This window comes from Kitasatospora sp. NPDC085879, from assembly GCF_040686255.1.
Lineage (GTDB): Bacteria > Actinomycetota > Actinomycetes > Streptomycetales > Streptomycetaceae > Kitasatospora.
Genome location: NZ_JBFBJZ010000015.1, coordinates 13,192 through 31,583, shown reverse-complemented (window position 1 = coordinate 31,583; position 18,392 = coordinate 13,192). Strand labels below are relative to the sequence as shown.

Annotated in this window: 17 protein-coding genes; 8 read left to right on the top strand and 9 right to left on the bottom strand. The window is 73.6% G+C overall.

What is annotated here, in order from left to right; genetic code table 11:
- The first annotated feature begins 19 nt into the window (after nucleotides 1-19).
- From AB0P35_RS14185 to AB0P35_RS14175, 3 genes are all read left to right on the top strand, one after another.
- On the top strand, nucleotides 20-889 hold the full coding sequence (locus tag AB0P35_RS14185) for a phosphate ABC transporter ATP-binding protein (RefSeq protein ID WP_363510358.1): 870 nt from the start codon (nucleotides 20-22) through the stop codon (nucleotides 887-889).
- 111 nt (nucleotides 890-1,000) lie between these two features.
- Entirely contained in the window at nucleotides 1,001-2,479 is a 1,479-nt protein-coding gene (locus AB0P35_RS14180) for an insulinase family protein (RefSeq protein WP_363510355.1), read from the top strand.
- 100 nt (nucleotides 2,480-2,579) lie between these two features.
- A complete protein-coding gene (locus tag AB0P35_RS14175; RefSeq protein WP_363510352.1) occupies nucleotides 2,580-3,158 on the top strand; it encodes a hypothetical protein in 579 nt (192 codons plus the stop codon).
- 16 nt (nucleotides 3,159-3,174) lie between these two features.
- Here the strand turns inward: AB0P35_RS14175 and AB0P35_RS14170 are convergent, their stop codons facing one another.
- Together AB0P35_RS14170 and AB0P35_RS14165 are read right to left on the bottom strand one after the other, a co-directional pair.
- Nucleotides 3,175-3,441 (bottom strand): protealysin inhibitor emfourin, encoded by a 267-nt coding sequence (locus tag AB0P35_RS14170; protein ID WP_095874949.1) that lies wholly within the window; start codon nucleotides 3,439-3,441, stop codon nucleotides 3,175-3,177.
- Between the two features lie 63 nt (nucleotides 3,442-3,504).
- A complete protein-coding gene (locus AB0P35_RS14165) occupies nucleotides 3,505-4,542 on the bottom strand; it encodes a M4 family metallopeptidase (protein ID WP_363510349.1) in 1,038 nt (345 codons plus the stop codon).
- Between the two features lie 311 nt (nucleotides 4,543-4,853).
- Between AB0P35_RS14165 and leuA the strand changes: the two genes are divergently transcribed.
- From leuA to AB0P35_RS14145, 4 genes are all read left to right on the top strand, one after another.
- Nucleotides 4,854-6,635 carry a 2-isopropylmalate synthase gene (leuA, locus tag AB0P35_RS14160; protein WP_095874951.1) on the top strand — a complete coding sequence of 594 codons (1,782 nt, stop codon included), beginning with the start codon at nucleotides 4,854-4,856 and terminating at the stop codon, nucleotides 6,633-6,635.
- A 262-nt stretch (nucleotides 6,636-6,897) separates the two neighbouring features.
- Nucleotides 6,898-7,575 carry a TerB family tellurite resistance protein gene (locus AB0P35_RS14155; protein WP_363510345.1) on the top strand — a complete coding sequence of 226 codons (678 nt, stop codon included), beginning with the start codon at nucleotides 6,898-6,900 and terminating at the stop codon, nucleotides 7,573-7,575.
- Nucleotides 7,576-7,825: 250 nt separating this feature from the next.
- On the top strand, nucleotides 7,826-8,572 hold the full coding sequence (gene recO / locus AB0P35_RS14150) for a DNA repair protein RecO (RefSeq protein WP_363510342.1): 747 nt from the start codon (nucleotides 7,826-7,828) through the stop codon (nucleotides 8,570-8,572).
- Nucleotides 8,573-8,574: 2 nt separating this feature from the next.
- The gene (locus AB0P35_RS14145; RefSeq protein WP_363510339.1) at nucleotides 8,575-9,432 is read left to right on the top strand and encodes an isoprenyl transferase; all 858 of its coding nucleotides are present in this window, start codon (nucleotides 8,575-8,577) and stop codon (nucleotides 9,430-9,432) included.
- Nucleotides 9,433-9,525: 93 nt separating this feature from the next.
- On the opposite strand, the gene AB0P35_RS14140 is transcribed toward AB0P35_RS14145, so the two are convergent.
- From AB0P35_RS14140 to AB0P35_RS14125, 4 genes are read right to left on the bottom strand one after another with little or no spacing between them, the layout of a single operon-like run.
- Nucleotides 9,526-9,936 (bottom strand): Fur family transcriptional regulator, encoded by a 411-nt coding sequence (locus AB0P35_RS14140; protein WP_095874955.1) that lies wholly within the window; start codon nucleotides 9,934-9,936, stop codon nucleotides 9,526-9,528.
- A 35-nt stretch (nucleotides 9,937-9,971) separates the two neighbouring features.
- A complete protein-coding gene (locus AB0P35_RS14135; protein WP_363510534.1) occupies nucleotides 9,972-10,946 on the bottom strand; it encodes a metal ABC transporter permease in 975 nt (324 codons plus the stop codon).
- Entirely contained in the window at nucleotides 10,946-11,797 is an 852-nt protein-coding gene (locus AB0P35_RS14130; protein ID WP_363510334.1) for a metal ABC transporter ATP-binding protein, read from the bottom strand. Before AB0P35_RS14130 ends, AB0P35_RS14135 begins: the two co-directional genes overlap by 1 nt.
- Nucleotides 11,798-11,811: 14 nt before the next feature.
- The gene (locus AB0P35_RS14125) at nucleotides 11,812-12,777 is read right to left on the bottom strand and encodes a metal ABC transporter substrate-binding protein (protein WP_363510331.1); all 966 of its coding nucleotides are present in this window, start codon (nucleotides 12,775-12,777) and stop codon (nucleotides 11,812-11,814) included.
- A gap of 258 nt (nucleotides 12,778-13,035) precedes the next feature.
- On the opposite strand from AB0P35_RS14125, the gene AB0P35_RS14120 reads away from it, so the two are divergent.
- On the top strand, nucleotides 13,036-14,418 hold the full coding sequence (locus tag AB0P35_RS14120) for a glycine--tRNA ligase (RefSeq protein WP_095874958.1): 1,383 nt from the start codon (nucleotides 13,036-13,038) through the stop codon (nucleotides 14,416-14,418).
- Nucleotides 14,419-14,503: 85 nt separating this feature from the next.
- On the opposite strand, the gene AB0P35_RS14115 is transcribed toward AB0P35_RS14120, so the two are convergent.
- The 3 genes from AB0P35_RS14115 to AB0P35_RS14105 form a co-directional block, all read right to left on the bottom strand.
- Complete coding sequence (locus AB0P35_RS14115; protein WP_363510328.1) at nucleotides 14,504-15,958, bottom strand: hypothetical protein; 1,455 nt, start codon at nucleotides 15,956-15,958, stop codon at nucleotides 14,504-14,506.
- A 225-nt stretch (nucleotides 15,959-16,183) separates the two neighbouring features.
- On the bottom strand, nucleotides 16,184-16,762 hold the full coding sequence (locus tag AB0P35_RS14110) for an NADAR family protein (RefSeq protein ID WP_363510325.1): 579 nt from the start codon (nucleotides 16,760-16,762) through the stop codon (nucleotides 16,184-16,186).
- 92 nt (nucleotides 16,763-16,854) lie between these two features.
- Nucleotides 16,855-18,294 carry an MFS transporter gene (locus AB0P35_RS14105; protein WP_363510322.1) on the bottom strand — a complete coding sequence of 480 codons (1,440 nt, stop codon included), beginning with the start codon at nucleotides 18,292-18,294 and terminating at the stop codon, nucleotides 16,855-16,857.
- Between the last annotated feature and the right edge of the window lie 98 nt (nucleotides 18,295-18,392).

The following is an 18,392-nucleotide window of genomic DNA, read 5'->3' as shown; positions in this document are numbered from 1 at the left end:
CGAAAGGGGCGCCCGCGCCATGACCAGCACCGAACCGAACGGGGCCGCCGCCCTGCTGCCCGCCGCGCCCGCCACCGGCGACACCCTCACCGCGATCCCGGTCGCGGCCTCCCAGGCCGGCACCCTGGACGCCCGCGCCATCACCGCCTGGTTCGGCGACCGGCGGGTCCTCGACCGGGTCTCCCTGCTGATGCCCGCCGGCCAGGTCACCGCGCTGATCGGCCCCTCCGGCTGCGGCAAGTCGACCTTCCTGCGCATCCTCAACCGGATGCACGAGCTGATCCCCGGCGCCGCCCTGGCCGGCGAGGTCCTGCTCGACGGCGCCGACGTCTACGCCCCCGACCGCCGGCTCACCGCCGCCCGCCGTGACATCGGCATGGTCTTCCAGAAGCCCAACCCCTTCCCCGCGATGTCCATCTACGACAACGTGGTGGCCGGCCTCAAGCTCACCGGCATCCGCGCCTCCCGCGCCGAGAAGGACCGGCTGGTCGAGGAGTGCCTCACCCGGGCCGGCCTCTGGAAGGAGGTCGCCGACCGGCTCCGCCAGCCCGGCGGCGCGCTCTCCGGCGGCCAGCAGCAGCGCCTGTGCATCGCCCGCTCGCTCGCCGTGCGCCCCAAGGTGCTGCTGATGGACGAGCCCTGCTCCGCCCTCGACCCGACCTCCACCCGGCGCATCGAGCAGACCATCCGGGAACTCGTCGACGAGGTCACCATCGTGATCGTCACCCACAACATGCAGCAGGCCCAGCGGGTCTCGGACCGCTGCGCCTTCTTCCTCGCCGAGCAGGGCACCCCCGGCGCCATCGTCGAACACGGCCCCACCCGCACCATGTTCAGCACCCCGGCCGACAGCCGCACCGAGGACTACGTCAACGGCCGCTTCGGATAGCGAACATGCGGCGGACGGCACATTCCCCCCACCCGTGACAACGCGATGATCATTTGTTTCGTCATCAAATCGTCATGAGAAGGTCAAGGAATTCCATTCTATGATCGCCCGGTGAATCACGAGGTCATCGACGGAGTCCCTGTCCTGTGGGCGGAAGCGCCCGGGCCGCTGGAAGCGGTCCTGATGTTCGGCTGCGGGGTGCGCGACGAAACCATGCGCACCCTCGGGGTGACCCACCTCGTCGAGCACCTGGCCATGAGCACGCTGCCCCGGCTGCGCCACGAGCACAACGCCTCCGTCGACCTGCTCACCACCCAGTTCACCTGCACCGGCCGGCCCGAGCAGGTCACCGCCTTCCTGGCGGCGGTCTGCGAGGCGCTCGACGCGCTGCCGCTGGACCGGATCGAGCAGGAGGCCGGCGTCCTCGCCGCCGAGGGCGGCCAGGTGGCGGACTCCGCGACCGGCGAACTCCTCTCCCACCGCTACGGCGTCCAGGGCCTCGGCCTCGCTGCCTACCGCGGCCCGGGCCCGGACCGCATCCCGGTCGAGGCCGTCCGCGACACCGTCGCCCGCCACTTCCACCGCGGCAACGCCGTCCTCGTCCTCACCGGTCCGCCCCCGGCCGGCCTGCGCCTGCCGCTGGCCGACGGCGAGCGCCCGGACCGCAGCGCCGCGCAGCCCGTCCTGCACACCGGCCCGTCCTGGCGTCAGGAGGACGTGCCCGGCCCCGGCATCGCCCTGCGCGGGGACCTCGACGACCTGGCGCTGCTGCTCGCCTGCAAGATCCTCACCGAACGGCTGCGCGCCACCGTCCGCCACCGGCACGGCCTCGCCTACGAGGTCGGCGGCGACGCCCTGCACGCCGGGCCCGGCCTCGGCGAGCGCACCGTCTGCCTGGACGCCCGCGAGGGCCAGGAGACCAGGGTCGCCGAGCTGCTCTGGGAGGAGGCCTCCCGCCTCGCGGCGGAGGGTCCCACCGAGGCCGAGCTCGCCGAGGAGGTCACCGACCTCCGCGAGCTCTACGAGGACCCGCGCTCGATCGGCCTGGAGATCGGGCAGGCCGCCGGCGCGCTGCTCTTCGACGACGGGTACGAGGACCCGCAGACCCGCCTCGCCGCCCTGGCGAAGGTCACCCCGGGGCAGGCCCGGGAGGCGTTCGCCCGCGCGCTGGAGACGGTGCTGCTCGTGGTGCCCTGCGACGCCGAGGTCGACGTGGCGCTGCCGGACGGCCGCCCGCTGCCCCGGTACTCCTGTTCCGACGACACCGGCCTCCCCGCCGGCGCCACCGTGCTGCGGCCGCCGCTGCTGGCCCGGCTGCGCTCCGGCGAGGCCCGCCGGGCGCGCCTCGCGGTGGACGCCCGAGGGCTGTGGATGCGCGGCTCCGAGGACGACGTGCACCACGTGCCCTTCGCCGAGGTGGTCGCCGTCGAGATGCGCGGCCCGGGCCGCGTGGTGTTCGGCCGGAACACCTGCATGATCCCGGTGGTGCCGGAGCTGTGGGCCGGCATCGGCGAGGTCGTGGACGCGGTCGACGCCGCGGTGCCCGAGCACCTGCGGTACGCGGCCTCCGCCCTCCGGCCGGCCGACTGAGCCCGGCCCGCCCGCCGCACCCTTCCCGCCGCACCCTTCCCGCCGCGCCCGCCCTGCCGTTCCCACCCCGTCCGCAGTTCCCGATGACCGGAGTTCCGCCGTGCCCACCTGTGCCGCCGTCACCGCCGCCGACCCCGCCCGGGTCCGGGCCGCCCTCGGGCGTTCCAAGGCCGGCGGCTACCTCTACCCGGGTGCGGCGGGCGGCACGGCGCTCCTCTTCGACCCGCCGAAGCCGCGGTTCGGCCGGATCTCCCGCCTGCGGCTGCTCCGTCCGGCCCTCGACCTCGCGTTCGAACTCAAGTCCCCGGTCTGGGTGGTGGAGGACGACGGACAGTGCGCCGGGGCCACCGCCTGCTTCGCCGACGGTGACTTCCGCGATCTGGTCTGGGCCGCCGACTGGACGCCGCCCGCGGACCCGGCGGCCCGTGCGGCGAGCCGGGCGGACTGGGACGCGTACTGCGCCAGGATCGCGAAGAAGGCCGGGCTGTCCGAGCCGGCCGCGCTGGCCGAGGTCCGCAACGACCCGGCGCCGGACGGCGGCCGGGCGAGCGGCGAGGAGGTGCTGCGCCGGCTGTGCGCGGTGGTCGGCGCGCCCGACACCGCGGTCGGGCAGTCGCTGTTCTGCCAGGCCGGCCCGCGCGGCCGGGACTTCGTCCGTTTCGAGGCGCGCCGCCGCTGACCGCCGCGGCCGGCGGTCAGGCGCCCTCACGCAGGACGAGGCCCACCAGTTCGCGCTGCGAGTCGGTGAGCTTGGGGTCGGCGCAGTAGACGGTGCGGCCGTCCACGGTGATCTCGTAGTGGAAGCCGTCCGGGACGCCGTACGAGGGGCTGCGCAGACCGCCGGCCATCGCCTCGCGGGCCAGTGCGTGCACGTGCGGTGCGTCCGGGCGCGCGGCGGTGTCCAGCTCGGCGTGCTTGGCGTGGCCGGCGAAGCCGCCGGTCCTGGTGACCTGGATACGCATGGTTGTCAGTGTGCTACGCAGGGGTGGGCTTTGCCGAGGTCTTTCACAGAGTCCACTCGTGCCTCAGGTTGTGCTGATTCCCACCTGTGACCATGCGTCGGCCACCGCGGCCGCCACCCCGCTGACCCGCGGGTAGTGGGAGTTCGCGGTGGCCACGGTGGCGCGGGCGAAGGCGGCGAAGCCGGTGGTGGGGGAGAGCCGGCCGCTGGTGAGGGTGTCGTACCAGATCCGTCCGGCGCCCTCCCAGGCGTGGCCGCCGATCGCGACCGCCGCCAGCTGGAAGGCGCGGTTGGGTATGCCGGAGTTGATGTGCACCCCACCGGAGTCGCCGCGGGTGCGCACGTAGCCGTTCATGTGTCCCGGCTGCGGGTCCTTGCCGAGCCGCTCGTCGTCGTAGGCGGTGCCGGGAGCCTTCATCGAGCGCAGGGCGACGCCGCGCACCCCGGGCGCGAGCAGTCCGGCGCCTATCAGCCAGTCCGCCTCCTCGGCCCGCTGGCCGAGCGCGTACTGCTTCACCAGCGAGCCGAACACGTCGGAGATCGACTCGTTGAGTGCGCCGGGCTGGTCGCGGTACTCCAGGTCGGCGGTGAACTGCGTGACGCCGTGGGTGAGTTCGTGTCCGATGACGTCCAGGCAGACGGTGAAGTCGACGAAGATCTCGCCGTCCCCGTCGCCGAAGACCATCCGGCTGCCGTTCCAGAAGGCGTTGTCGTAGCGGTCGCCGAAGTGGACGGTGGCGTCCAGCGGCAGCCAGGTGTCGTCGATCGAGGCCCGGCCGTACACCTCGCGGAAGAGCGCGAAGGTGGCGCCGAGCCCGTCGTAGGCGCGGTTGGCGGAGTCGTCGGCGACCGGGCCGCCGCCTTCGGTGCGGACGGTGCGGCCGGGCAGGTCCTCGCCGTGTCCGGCGTCGGAGACGGTGCGGACCAGCCGTTCGGTGGTGGGGGCGGCCGCGGCGGGCGGCGCGGCGAGCAGCCGCTGCCGGCGCAGCGCGGCGTCGACGGCCACGGAGCGCCGGGCCGGGGCGTGGCCGAGTTCGGCCAGTCGGTCGAGGATGTGGGGCGGGACGATGGCGCAGCACGGGGACGCGGAAGTCGCAGCCATGTCGCCCAGGGTGACGCATCCATGACGAGTTGTCATCACTCCTGCGGAAAACGAACCGTCTCACTGGGTGGAATCGTGGCGGGCTTCACTTCGTGTGCCCGAGGAGCTGGGTTACGCTGGTGAGCATCATGCGTTACGGGCTGCTTCTTCTTAGCTGCCGCGGCGAGGGCCTGTAGTCCATCGGAGGCCGATTCCCTCGCCGCGGGGAGTCGTGTTGCGCCCTTTTTTCTGGATGCGGCACACCAGTCGGCCGAGTTCGGGTGTCCTAGCCCCGATCAGCCCGCAATCGACATGGAAGCCGAGAGTCACCCATGACCGAGCAGTCGTCCGTCGCCCGCGCGTTCATCGACCGCCCCACCCCGATCACGGCGAACACGGTGCAGCAGAAGCCCTCCGGGATGCCGTTCCACCGCTACGTACCCTTCGGCACCGTCGACCTGCCCGACCGCACCTGGCCGAGCAAGGTGATCACGCAGGCCCCGCGCTGGCTGTCCACCGACCTGCGGGACGGCAACCAGGCCCTGATCGACCCGATGTCCCCCGCCCGCAAGCGCAAGATGTTCGACCTGCTGGTGCGCATGGGCTACAAGGAGATCGAGGTCGGCTTCCCGTCCTCCGGCGCCACCGACTTCAACTTCGTGCGCTCCCTGATCGAGGAGAACGCGATCCCCGAGGACGTCACCATCTCGGTGCTGACCCAGGCCCGCGAGGACCTGATCGAGCGCACCGTGGAGTCGCTGAAGGGCGCCCCCCGGGCCACCGTCCACCTGTACAACGCGACCTCCCCGCTGTTCCGCCGGGTGGTCTTCAAGGGCAGCAAGGACGACATCAAGGCGATCGCCGTGGACGGCACCCGCCTGGTGATGGAGTACGCCGAGAAGATCCTGGGCGACGAGACCGTCCTGGGCTACGAGTACTCGCCGGAGATCTTCATCGACACCGAGCTGGACTTCGCGCTGGAGGTCTGCGAGGCGGTCATGGACGTCTGGCAGCCGGGCGAGGGCCGCGAGATCATCCTGAACCTGCCGACCACCGTCGAGCGGTCCACCCCGAACGTCTACGCCGACAAGATCGAGTGGATGTCGCGGAACCTGTCCCGCCGCGAGTTCGTCTGCCTGTCCACCCACCCCCACAACGACCGCGGCACCGGCGTGGCCTCCGCCGAGCTGGCCGTGATGGCCGGCGCCGACCGCGTCGAGGGCTGCCTGTTCGGCCAGGGCGAGCGCACCGGCAACCTGGACCTGGTCAACGTCGGCATGAACCTGTTCTCGCAGGGCGTCGACCCGATGATCGACTTCTCGGACATCGACGAGATCCGCCGCACCGCCGAGTACTGCAACCAGATGGGCGTCGCCGAGCGCCACCCCTACGCCGGCGACCTGGTGTACACCTCCTTCTCCGGCTCGCACCAGGACGCCATCAAGAAGGGCTTCGACGCCCTGGAGGCCGACGCGGCCGCCGCCGGCGTCCCGGTCGGCGAGTTCACCTGGGGCGTCCCGTACCTGCCGATCGACCCGAAGGACGTCGGCCGCTCCTACGAGGCGGTCATCCGGGTCAACAGCCAGTCCGGCAAGGGCGGCATCGCGTACGTCCTGAAGAACGACCACAAGCTGGACCTGCCGCGCCGGATGCAGATCGAGTTCTCGAAGAACATCCAGTCGAAGACCGACGCCGAGGGCGGCGAGGTCACCCCGGCCGAGATCTGGGCGGTCTTCCAGGACGAGTACCTGCCGACCCCGGAGAACGCGTGGGGCCGCATCACGCTGGACGGCCCGCGCAGCCTGACCACCGAGGACGGCCGCGACGTGCTGCACGCCGAGGCCGTGGTGGACGGTGAGCGCACCGCGCTGACCGGCTCCGGCAACGGCCCGGTCTCCGCCTTCGTCGACGCCCTGGCCGGCATCGGCCTGGACGTCCGCGTCCTGGACTACGCCGAGCACGCGCTGAGCGAGGGCGGCGACGCCCAGGCCGCCGCCTACGTCGAGTGCGCCGTCGACGGCAAGGTGCTGTGGGGCGTCGGCATCGACGGCAACACCGTGCTGGCCTCGCTGAAGGCCCTGGTGAGCGCCGTCAACCGCGCGCAGCGCGGCTGACCCGCCGACGCGTCGTGTACGAGGGGCCGCCCGCCGGGGCGGCCCCTCGCCGCGTTTCCGGGCCGTCCCGCCCCTCCCGGCACGCTGTGTGTCCTGCGCCACATTTTTTCGCCCCGGCACCCGTTCGGGGTGCTGACACGTGCCCGTAACCGTGGCAACATCGACGCACCGGAACCGGGGTCGGTGGGACGATCGGCGGAGTCCGGTCGCGTGACCTGCCCGCAGATGTGCAGGCCGCCTGCCATGTCTGGGGAGTGGCGCCGTGACAGGGTTGTGGGGTGTCCGTCCTCGCTGGCGGACTGACGTCCTCGGTGACTTCTTCTGCCCGGGCTGCGGCGGCGACCGCAACTACCGCCGACAGCACGGCCGGCGGTGGCTGCGGTTGCTCGGCACCCCGGTCCTGCCGCTCGGCCCGGTCATCGGCAGCGTGCAGTGCACCAGCTGCCACGGCCGCTACGGCGTCGAGGCACTGGAGCAGCTGACCAGCGTCCGGCTCGCCGCGATGCTGCGGGACGCCCAGTACACCGTCGCCCTCGCCGTGCTCGCCGCCGGCGGCTCCGGCAGCCGGGCCGGCCGCGACGCCGCCTGCGCGCTGATCCGCCAGGCCGGCTTCGAGGACTGCGGCGAGGCCCAGGTGCTCGCCTCGCTCGCCGCGCTGACCGGCCGCAGCGGCGGCGAACCCCAGGACGTCGACGACACCGCCGCGAGCGGCGCCGGCGGCCTCGCCATCGAACTGCACGCCGCCCTCGAACCGCTCGCCCCGCACCTCGCCCCGGCCGGCCGCGAACGGCTGGTCCTGCAGGGCGCCTGGATCGCCCTCGCCGACGGCGGCTACCTGCCGCAGGAGCGGGCCGCCCTCGCCGCCGTCGGGCGCTGCCTGCGGATCGGCCCCCCGCAGGTCGACGATCTGCTGGAGGCCGCGACTCGCGCCCCCCGCTGACGCCCCGCACGCCGCCCACGCCCCGCTCGCCGCGCAGGCCGCGTGCCGAACCGCCGGCGCACGCACACCCCCCGACCGGGCCCGACTCCCCCCTCCCGGGCCCGCCGTGTCCCGCACCGACAGGGCAATCCCCCCGGCCCCGGTGCGGGCTCACGGCTGCCCGCGGCCCGCTCCGCGAGTGCGCCGAAGGCCGGGCCGGCGTGCGCGAGAATGGGGAGATGCCCATACTGCCCGCCCGGAGAACCGCCGCATGAGCCTGTTCCGCGACGACGGCGTGGTGCTGCGCACCCAGAAGCTCGGCGAGGCCGACCGGATCATCACCCTGCTCACCCGCCAGCACGGCCGGGTCCGCGCCGTCGCCCGCGGCGTGCGCCGCACCAAGTCGAAGTTCGGCGCCCGACTGGAGCCGTTCTCCCACGTCGACGTGCAGTTCTTCAGCCGCGGCAGCGACCTGGTCGGCCGCTCCCTGCCGCTGTGCACCCAGGTCGAGACGATCGCCCCCTACGGCGGCCGGATCGTCGAGGACTACGCCCGCTACACCGCCGGCACCGCCATGCTGGAGACCGCCGAGCGCTTCGCCGAGAACGAGGGCGAGCCGGCCGTCCAGCAGTACCTGCTCCTGGTCGGCGGCCTGCGCACGCTCGCCGCCGGGGACCACCAGCCGCACCTGGTGCTCGACGCCTTCCTGCTGCGCTCGCTCGCGGTCAACGGCTACGGCGCGAGTTTCGACTCGTGCGCCAAGTGCGGGCTGCCCGGTCCCAACCGGTTCTTCTCGCTCCAGGCGGGCGGCGTGCTCTGCGGCGACTGTCGGGTGCCTGGAAGTGCCGTACCCTCCCCTGAGACACTGGTCCTGCTCGGCGCACTGCTGTCCGGGGACTGGCGGACGGCGGACACGTGCGAGCCGCGGTACTGGCGCGAGGGCAGCGGACTGGTGGCCGCCTATCTGCAGTGGCACCTGGAGCGGGGCATCCGCTCGATGAGATACGTGGAGAAATGAGCATGGCAGCACGACGGCTCTTCGGCAGCAAGCAGCGGGTGTACGAGACCCCGGCGCCGCACCCGAGCGGTGCCCGGCCGCCGAAGATCCCGGGCGAGCTGGTGCCGAACCACGTGGCCTGCGTGATGGACGGCAACGGCCGCTGGGCCAAGGAGCGCGGCCTGCCCCGCACCGAGGGCCACAAGGTCGGCGAGGCCGTCGTCCTCGACGTGCTCCGCGGCTGCCTGGAGATCGGCGTCAAGAACCTCTCGCTGTACGCCTTCTCCACCGAGAACTGGAAGCGGTCCCCGGACGAGGTGAAGTTCCTGATGAACTTCAACCGGGACGTCATCCGCCGCCGCCGCGACGAGATGGACGCCCTGGGCATCCGGATCCGCTGGGCCGGCCGCATGCCCAAGATGTGGAAGAGCGTCGTCCAGGAGCTCCAGGTCGCCCAGGAGCAGACCAAGGACAACGACGCCATGACGCTCTACTTCTGCGTCAACTACGGCGGCCGCGCCGAGATCGCCGACGCCGCCCAGGCCATCGCCCGCGACGTCGCCGCCGGCCGGCTCGACCCGAAGAAGGTCAACGAGAAGACCTTCGCCAAGTACCTGTACTACCCGGACATGCCGGACGTCGACCTGTTCCTGCGGCCCAGCGGCGAGCAGCGCACCTCCAACTTCCTCGCCTGGCAGTCCGCCTACGCCGAGTTCGTCTTCCAGGACGTGCTCTGGCCGGACTTCGACCGCCGCGACCTGTGGCGCGCCTGCGAGCAGTACGCCAGGCGCGACCGCCGCTTCGGCGGGGCGATCCCCAACGAGGTGGAGGCCGCCGAGGCCGCTGCTGCCGCCGCCGCCGAGCTGCCCGCCCAGCGCTGATCCGCGGCACACGGACGCACGGCGCACGGCACACACGGAGCGAGGCCCGGGTCGGAGAACCGACCCGGGCCTCGCCGTGTACCTCCTGCGCCGTCAGGCCTTCTGCGCGCAGGTCCCGCAGGTGCCGAAGATCTCCAGGGTGTGCGCGATGTCGCTGAAGCCGTGCTCGGCCGCGACCGCGTTCGCCCAGTGCTCGACCGCCGGGCCCTCCACCTCGACCGTGGCGCCGCAGCTGCGGCACACCAGGTGGTGGTGGTGCCCGCTGCTGCACCGCCGGTACACCGCCTCGCCCTCGGCCGTCCGCAGCACGTCCACCTCGCCGGCCTCGGCAAGTGACTGCAGCGTGCGGTAGACCGTGGTCAGACCCACCGAGTCGCCCCGGTGCTTGAGCATGTCGTGCAGTTCCTGCGCGCTGCGGAAGTCCTCGATCTCGTCCAGCGCCGCCGAGACGGCGGCTCGCTGCCGAGTGGATCGGGCGCGCGGCGTCGGGCCTGCGGTGGTCACCGTGGGTCCTCCTGGGGGTGGGGTGCTGTCGCACCTCATTGTGCCAGCCCCCGGCCCGCGGACGGCTCGCTCTCGCGCCGCTCCTCCGGCCCCGCCGGCGCCGGGCCCGGGCCCGAAGTCGGCGCCGCCTCCGGGCCGGTGGACTGCGCGGGCAGCACCACGTCGCAGACGTCCGGCCCGGCGTCCGGAGCCGCCCGGTGCCGGCGCGCGGCCAGCGGCCCGGCCAGCGCCCCGAGCAGCGCGAAGGCCGCGATCGCCAGCAGCACGATGGCCGGACCGGACGGCACGTCGGCCTGGTACGAACCCGCCACGCCGAGCACCGCCACGGTGATCCCGAGCCCGACCGCCGCCGCCTGGGTCGCCCGGAACGAGCGGGTCACCTGCTGCGCCGCTGCCACCGGGACCACCATCAGCGCGCTGACCAGCAGCAGGCCGACCACCCGCATGGCCACCGTCACGGTGACCGCCGCCATCACGGCGAGCAGCAGGTTCAGCAGCCGGACGGGGATGCCGGTGACCCGGGCGAACTCCTCGTCCTGGCAGATCGCGAAGAGCTGGCGGCGCAGCCCGAAGGTGACGGCCACGACCACCGCGGCGAGCACGGCGATGGTGGCGAGGTCCGACGGGCCCACGGTGAGGATGGAGCCCCACAGGTAGGACTCCAGGTTGCCGCTGCCGGCCTGGGCGCTCACGCTGACCAGCAGCTTTCCGCAGGCCATGCCGCCGTAGAAGAGCATCGCGAGGGCGATGTCGCCACGCTGGTTGCCGCGCGAGCGGACGAGTTCCATCACGACCGCGCCGAGCACGCAGACCAGGACGGCCATCCAGACCGGGCTGGTCTGGAACAGGAAGCCGAGGCCGACACCGGTGAGCGCGACGTGCCCGATGCCGTCGCCCATCAGGGCCTGGCGCCGCTGCACCAGGTAGACGCCGACGGCCGGCGCGGTGATGCCGACCAGCACGGCGGCGACCAGCGCCCGCTGCATGAAGTCGAACTGGAGCATCTCGATCATGCGAGCAGTCCTCGGGGGTGGGTGTGGTCGTCGGCGTGCGGGTGGACGTGGTCGTGGCCGGGCAGCGCGTGCTGGCCGACCCCCCGGGGCGGCGGGCCGTCGTGCGCCACACAGCCGTCCCGCAGCACCACGGCGCGGTCGATCAGCGGCTCCAGCGGCCCGAGTTCGTGCAGCACGAGCAGGACGGCGCAGCCGCGTTCGGCCTCCCGGCGCAGGATGTCGGCGAGCACCTGCTGGCTGGCCACGTCGACCCCGGCCATCGGCTCGTCCATGATCAGCAGATCCGGCTCGCCGACCAGCGCCCGGGCGATCAGCACCCGCTGGTGCTGGCCGCCGGAGAGGCCGGCGACGCCGTCCTCGGCGCGGTCCCGCATGCCGACCGCGGCAAGCGCCCGGTCGACGGCCGCGCGGTCGCGCCGCCGGAAGGGCAGCAGCCGGTGCTGCGGCAGCCGCCCGGTGGAGACCACCTCGCGGACGGTCGCGGGCACGCCGCCGGCGGCGGTGGTGCGCTGCGGCACGTAGCCGATCCGGCGCCAGGCGCGGAACGAGCGGTAGGGGGTGCCGAACAGCTCCAGGCGGCCGCGGTCCAGCGGGACGCCGCCGATCACCGCCTTGACGGTGGTGGACTTGCCGGAGCCGTTGGCGCCGAGCAGGGCCACCACCTCGCCGGGGCGGACGGTGAGGTCGACGCCGCGCAGCACCGGGCGGCCGCCGACCGAGGCCACCGCCTCGCGGAGGCTGACGGCGGGGGGCCGGTCGTCGGCGGTCGCGGTCGCGTCGGCCGCGGCGGGTGCGGTGGTGGCGGGTGCGTCCGGCGCGGCGGCGCGCCCGGGGAGGACTGGGCTCATGGCGTGGTGTCCCGTCAGCTGGTGGCGCCGAGCGCCGCCCGGAGGTTGGTCAGGTTCTGCCGCATCACCGAGAAGTAGTCGCCCTTGCCGTCCTTGATGCCCTCGATCGGGTCGAGGACGGCGGTCTGCAGCTTCAGGTCCTTCGCGACGCTGGTGGCGAGCGCGGGGCTCACCAGGCTCTCGAAGAAGATGGTGGTGACGCCGTGCGCGCGGGCCGCCTGCTGGATCAGGGCGAGCCGCGCCGGGCTGGGCTCGGCCTCCGGGTCGACGCCGTTGATCGCGATCTGCTCCAGGCCGTAGTGGTCGGCGAGGTAGCCGAAGGCGGCGTGGCTGGTGACGAAGGCCTTGGACCGGCTGCCCTTCAGGCCGTCCTGGAACTCCTTGTCCAGGCCGGTGAGACGGGTGACCAGGTCGGCGGTGTTCTTCTCGTAGTCGGCGGCGTGCGCCGGGTCGGCCTGGGCGAACTCGGCGCCGACCGCCTTGGCGACCGCCGCGTACCGGCTCGGGTCGAGCCAGATGTGCGGGTCGCCGGCCGGGCCGCCGTGCTCGTGGCCGTGCTCCTCCTCGCCGCCCTCGTCGAGGTGGTGGTCGACCAGCGGGGACGCCGCGGTGGCGTCGACGACGTGATGGGAGTGGGACTGTGCGACGGCCCGGTCGACCGTCGGCTGCAGGCCCTTCAGGTAGACCACGGCGCCGGCCTTCTGGACGGCGCCGACCTGCTTGGCGGTGAGTTCGAGGTCGTGCGGCTCCACGCCGGCGGCCGTCAGGTCGGTGACCTTCACGTGCTCGCCGCCGATCTGCGACGCGAGGAACTCCATCGGGTAGAAGGACGCGACCACCGACAGTCTGCCGCCGGCGTCCTGCGCACTGCCGGTGCCGCCGCAGGCCGTCAGGGTGAGGGCGGCGGCGAGGGCGGTGGCAGTGAGGGCGGCGGCTCGGGCGGGGCGGCGGGCGCCGCCGGGGAGTCGGGGGAGCGTCATGACAACCATTCTCATCTTATGTGGAAATGATTGTCAACTCACCCGATTGGGTGAGCATCGGCCGCCGCGCGGGTGGAACACCGTGGGCCGCCGGAGTGGCCGCGCGGCAGGTCGGGTGTGCGACTGCCGGGCGGCCGGAGGCCTGCGGTGCCGCCGATACCGAGTTGAACGCGCCGGGCCCGATCCCGGTAACCTGAGGTATTCGGGTGCGTGCAACCAGCCGTGCCCTGACCGTGCCGTCGTACTGAAGAGAGCACTGTGGCCGCCGACAAGATCGACACGATCGTCAGCCTGAGCAAGCGCCGTGGCTTCGTCTACCCCTGCAGCGAGATCTACGGCGGTACCCGCGCCGCCTGGGACTACGGTCCGCTGGGTGTGGAGCTCAAGGAGAACATCAAGCGCCTCTGGTGGCGTTCGATGGTCACCGCTCGCGAGGACGTCGTCGGCATCGACTCCTCGGTGATCCTCGCCCGCGAGGTCTGGGAGGCCTCCGGCCACGTCGCCACCTTCAACGACCCGCTCACCGAGTGCCTCTCCTGTCACAAGCGCTTCCGCGCCGACCACCTGGAGGAGGCGTACGAGGCCAAGCACGGCAAGCTGCCGGCCAACGGCCTCGCCGACATCAACTGCCCGAACTGCGGGAACAAGGGCGCCTTCACGGAGCCCAAGGAGTTCTCGGGCATGCTGAAGACGCACCTCGGCCCGGTCGAGGACGGCTCCGGCCTCGCCTACCTCCGCCCGGAGACCGCGCAGGGCATCTTCACCAACTTCAAGGCCGTCCAGACCACCTCGCGCAAGAAGCCGCCGTTCGGCATCGCCCAGGTCGGCAAGAGCTTCCGCAACGAGATCACCCCCGGCAACTTCATCTTCCGCACCCGCGAGTTCGAGCAGATGGAGATGGAGTTCTTCGTCAAGCCGGGCGAGGACGAGAAGTGGCACGAGTACTGGCTCGAGCAGCGCTGGAACTGGTACCGCGACCTCGGCCTGCGCGAGGAGAACATGCGCTTCTTCGACCACCCGAAGGAGAAGCTCTCCCACTACGCCAAGCGCACGGTCGACATCGAGTACCGCTTCAACTTCGGCGGCACCGAGTTCTCCGAGCTGGAGGGCATCGCCAACCGCACGGACTACGACCTCGCCGTGCACAGCGAGCACTCCGGCCAGGACCTCAAGTACTTCGACCAGGAGTCCGGCGAGCGCTACTTCCCGTACGTGATCGAGCCGGCGGCCGGCCTCAACCGCGCGCTGCTCGCCTTCCTGCTCGACGCGTACTTCGAGGACGAGGCCCCCAACGCCAAGGGCCAGATGGAGAAGCGCGTCGGCATGCGCCTCGACCCGCGCCTCGCGCCGGTCAAGGTCGCCGTGCTCCCGCTCTCCCGCAACGCCGACCTCTCGCCGAAGGCCCGCGGCCTCGCCGCCGACCTGCGCACCGCGTGGAACGTCGACTTCGACGACGCCGGCGCCATCGGCAAGCGCTACCGCCGCCAGGACGAGATCGGCACGCCGTTCTGCGTCACCGTCGACTTCGACACCCTCGAGGACAACGCGGTGACCGTCCGCGAGCGCGACACCATGGCCCAGGAGCGCGTCTCCCTCGACCAGGTGAAGTCCTACCTCGGCGCCCGACTGATCGGCTGCTGAGCCACCGACCTCCGGCCCCCGTACCGCGAAGCACCGCGGCACGGGGGCCGTGTCGTTGCCGCCGGTCGGGCCGGTGCCGGTCGGGTCAGCGCCGGCCGCGGGAGCGGGCCGCGGGCGGCTCGGTCGGCAGCCCGGCCGCGCGCAGCGCCGCCAGGACGCCCCGGGAACGGCCCTCCTCCAGCACGACTGCCGCGCCCAGCAGCACCTGGTACAGCTCGCGGTGCGGCAGCAGGGCGCGCCCCAGCTCGGCGAGGTCGCCGGGCGAGCGCAGCCCCGCCGCCTCCCGGACCAGCAGGGCGGCCAACTGCGCGGCCGACGGGTGCGGGCCGGCGGGAAACGCCAACTGCCCGACCGCGGCCGCCACATCGGCGACCGGCCGCCCCGCGGCCTGGCGTAGCAGGTGCCGGACGTCGCCCGCCCGGCCCGCCGCGGCCAAAGCGCCGGCCAGCGCGGCCAGTTCGGCCGGCGGCGCGGACGCCCACTCCCACAGCAGGGTCTGCCCGTCGGCGGCCTGGCCCGCCCGCTCCAGCGCCGCGAGCAGCGCCGGCAGCGCCGATCCGGGCACGGCCCACAGCGCGTGGAAGAGCTCGTTGGCCTCGTCCGCCAGCCCCGTCCTGCGCAGCTCCGCCAGCGTGCCCGCGGCCTGGTCCGGCGAACCGTGCGCGGTGGCGCGGACGAGGTAGCCCGCCGCACCGTACGGGCCCCGCGCGCGCAGCAGACCCGCGAGGGCGGCCACGTCCTGCGGTGCCAGGGTCACCGCGGCCTGCGCGGCGACCGCCGCCGACTCGTGCGCGGCGCCACGGCCGTGCAGGTCGGTGATCCGCGCGGCGAAGGCCGCCAACTCCTCGGCGCTGCGCGGCGGGGGAGCGGGGGCCGCCGGCGCGGCCTCCTCGCCGCCGGCCGGGGCCGGCCGCTCCGCCTCGTCCGCGGCCTCCGGCGCCCGGACACCGCCGAAACGCGCCCCGCGCACCGGCGCCGGCGCGGCGGCGGACGCCGCGGTGTCCGGCCCGGCGGCCTGGAGCGGCTCCTCCTGGAAGGCACCGCCGAAACGGGCGCCGGTGGGACGCCGACGCTTCGCCGGTGCGGCTGCGGGCGCGGGTGCGTCGGGGGGCGCGGGGGCCTGGGCCCGGGGCCGGTTCGGCGCGTCCGCGGGCCGGGTGCCCGCCGTCTGCTGACGCGGGACCGCGTCCTGCTGCCCACCGCCGCCCTGGTCGTACGGCTCGCGGTGGTCGGGTCGGACGGTACCGCCGTTCTGCCGGACGAGGTCCTCCAGCGCGAGGAGCCGCTCGCTCAACTCGAGGCAGCGGGCGCCCAGTCCCTCCCGGAGCGACCGGGCCTGCGCGAGGCGCCGAAGTAGCTCCGGGTCCGGTTGTTGCTGCGGTTGGGCGTAGCCGTGTGTCCGGTCGGGCTCGCTCGCCGCCCGCACCGCCTCGGCGAGCCGTCGCTCGCGCTGCGCCGCGTACTGCCGTGCCCGGAGGAGTTCGTCCAGCTCCGTCCGCAGCATCCGGATGTCCGCCGCCGTGTGCCCCAGCTCCTGCACTGCCATCCTCGTCCGACCAGCCTCTCCGCCCGGGGGCCGCCCAGCCGGCCCCTGGCCCTGACTCCGGGCCATCCTCGCCAAGCCATACGGCGTCGGTGTTACAGGCGTGAGTCCGCTGATTTTCGCCGAATGACGATGCAGGTGGCGGGGGTTGAAGTCGTCGGGGGCAGTCGGCGCACCGCGGGGGCACGCACCCCGGTGCCGGGCGGCGGCGGCCAGGGCCGGTCAGGCGGCGAGCCGGGCCCGGGCCTCCATCAGCGCGAAGCCGAGCAGGTTGAGACCGCGCCACTCGTGCGGCCGGGTGGCGCGCTCGTTGTCGGCCGCCAGACCGATGCCCCACAGCCGGTCGAGCGGGCTCGCCTCCACCAGGACGCGCTGCGCGGTGCCCAGCAGGTAGGCCCGCAGCGCCTCGTCCTGCCCGAACTTGGCCACATTGCCGGCGACGACCAGCTCGAACCGCTCGGCGGCCCACCGCACCTCGTCGAAGCCGCGGACCAGGCGGCCGAGCTTCTTGGCCTCGCCCGGGGTGGCCGCGGCCAGGATGCGGGCCAGCGTCTCGCCGTCCCCGAACAGCCGGGCCTTGCCGGCCATCATCCAGTGCTCGGCGGAGCGGTAGGCGACACCGTCGACCGTGAACTCCCCGGGCCACCACTGGCTGAGCGACCCCGCGCCGATCCGGCCGTCCGGCTCCGGCCGGTGGCCCCAGAAGAGCAGGTACTTGGGCCGGGCGCCCGCCTCGACCAGGGCGGTCAGCTGCTCACGGGTGCGGGTGTCGGCCGGCAGGAGGGGTTCGGTGGTCGTCATGGCGCCATGTTCCCATCCGCCGCCGACGGCCCGCCCCGGGTTTTCCCGCCGCCCCCGGCCGGGCGCCCGCCGCCCGCGCAGCTGCGGGCGGCTCAGACGACCGAGCGCGGCAGCCGCAGGCTGAGCGCGGCGATGGCCACCGATCCGCCGAACTGCAGGGCGAGCACCAGTGCCAGCGCGTGCGCGAAGCCCATGGTGGGCGCGACGGCGAGGAACAGCGTGCCGAGCGTCGCGACGCCGAGCGCGAGGCTGGACTGCTGGGTGGTCGCCAGGACCCCGCTGCCGACACCCGCCCGCTCGGCCGGCACCTTGGACAGCACCACCCGGAACAGCGGTGTGCCCACCAGGCCCTGGCCGATGCCCGCCAGGGCGACACCCGGGAGCATCCGCAGCGGCGAGAAGTGCGCCCAGTCCGCCAGGACGGTGGCGAGCAGCGTGACCAGACCGATGCCCTGGACCACCGCGCCCGCCGTGATCACCCGGCTGCCGAAGCGGCCCACCAGACGCGGACCGGAGAGCGAGGCCGCGAAGTACCCGGTGGCCATCGGCACCAGGGCCCAGCCGGCGGCGACCGGGCCGAGCCGCAGGCCGTGCTGGAGCAGGATCGCGATGACGAACATGAAGCCGCCGAAGCCGGTGAAGTACGGCAGCGCGATCCCGAGCCCGCGGCGCATCTCGGGGATGCGCAGCAGCGAGAGCGGCACCAGTGGTGTGCCGCCGCGCCGTTCGGCGCGCCGCTCCACGGCCACGAAGGCGGCGGCGAGCAGCGGGAACAGGCCGAGCAGCAGCCAGGTCCACAGCGGCCAGCCGACGGCGCGGCCCTCCATCAGCGGGACGAACAGGGCGAGCAGCGCCGCCGTCAGCAGCGCCGTCCCCGGCAGGTCCACCCCGGCCGCCCGGCTCGCCCGGGTCTCCGGCACGTACCGCACCGCGAGCGCCGCGGTCACCAGGGCGAACGGGACGTTCAGCAGGAAGACGGCGCGCCAGCCGGTGCCGAACAGGTCCGCCGCGACCATCATGCCGCCGAGGACCTGGCCGATGACCACGGAGATGCCGCCGACCGCGCCGTAGATGCCGAGGGCGCGGGCCCGCTGCGCCCCGCCGCTCGCGGCGGTGATGGTGGCCAGCACCTGGGGCAGCAGCAGTGCCGCGGACGCGCCCTGGGCGACCCGCGCCGCCACCAGCGTCCAGGCCGTCGGCGCGAGGCCGCAGGCGAGCGAGGTCACGGCGAACAGCGCCGCGCCGGCGACGAACAGGCGCCGCCGGCCGAGCGCGTCGCCGAGGCGGCCGCCCAGCACCAGCAGCACGGCGAAGGCGATGCCGTACCCGGCGGCGACGAGTTCCAGCACCGCGGGGCCCGCCGCGAGATCGTGGTCGATGGTGGGCAGCGCGACGTTGACGATGAAGAAGTCGAGCATCGGCAGGAAGGCGCCGAGCAGGACGGTGACGAGGCCGGCGACACCCAGGGTGGGGGCGTTCGCGGCACGACCGGCGGGGGAGGTGGTCCGTGGAAGCGTCAGTTGCTGAGTCACGGGACCTACGATCCGCCCAGCCGAACCCTGGTACCAGACACGGTTTATCCAGGTATAACGACTACCTGGCAACAGGATCGGCCGAGAGGCATGCTGGG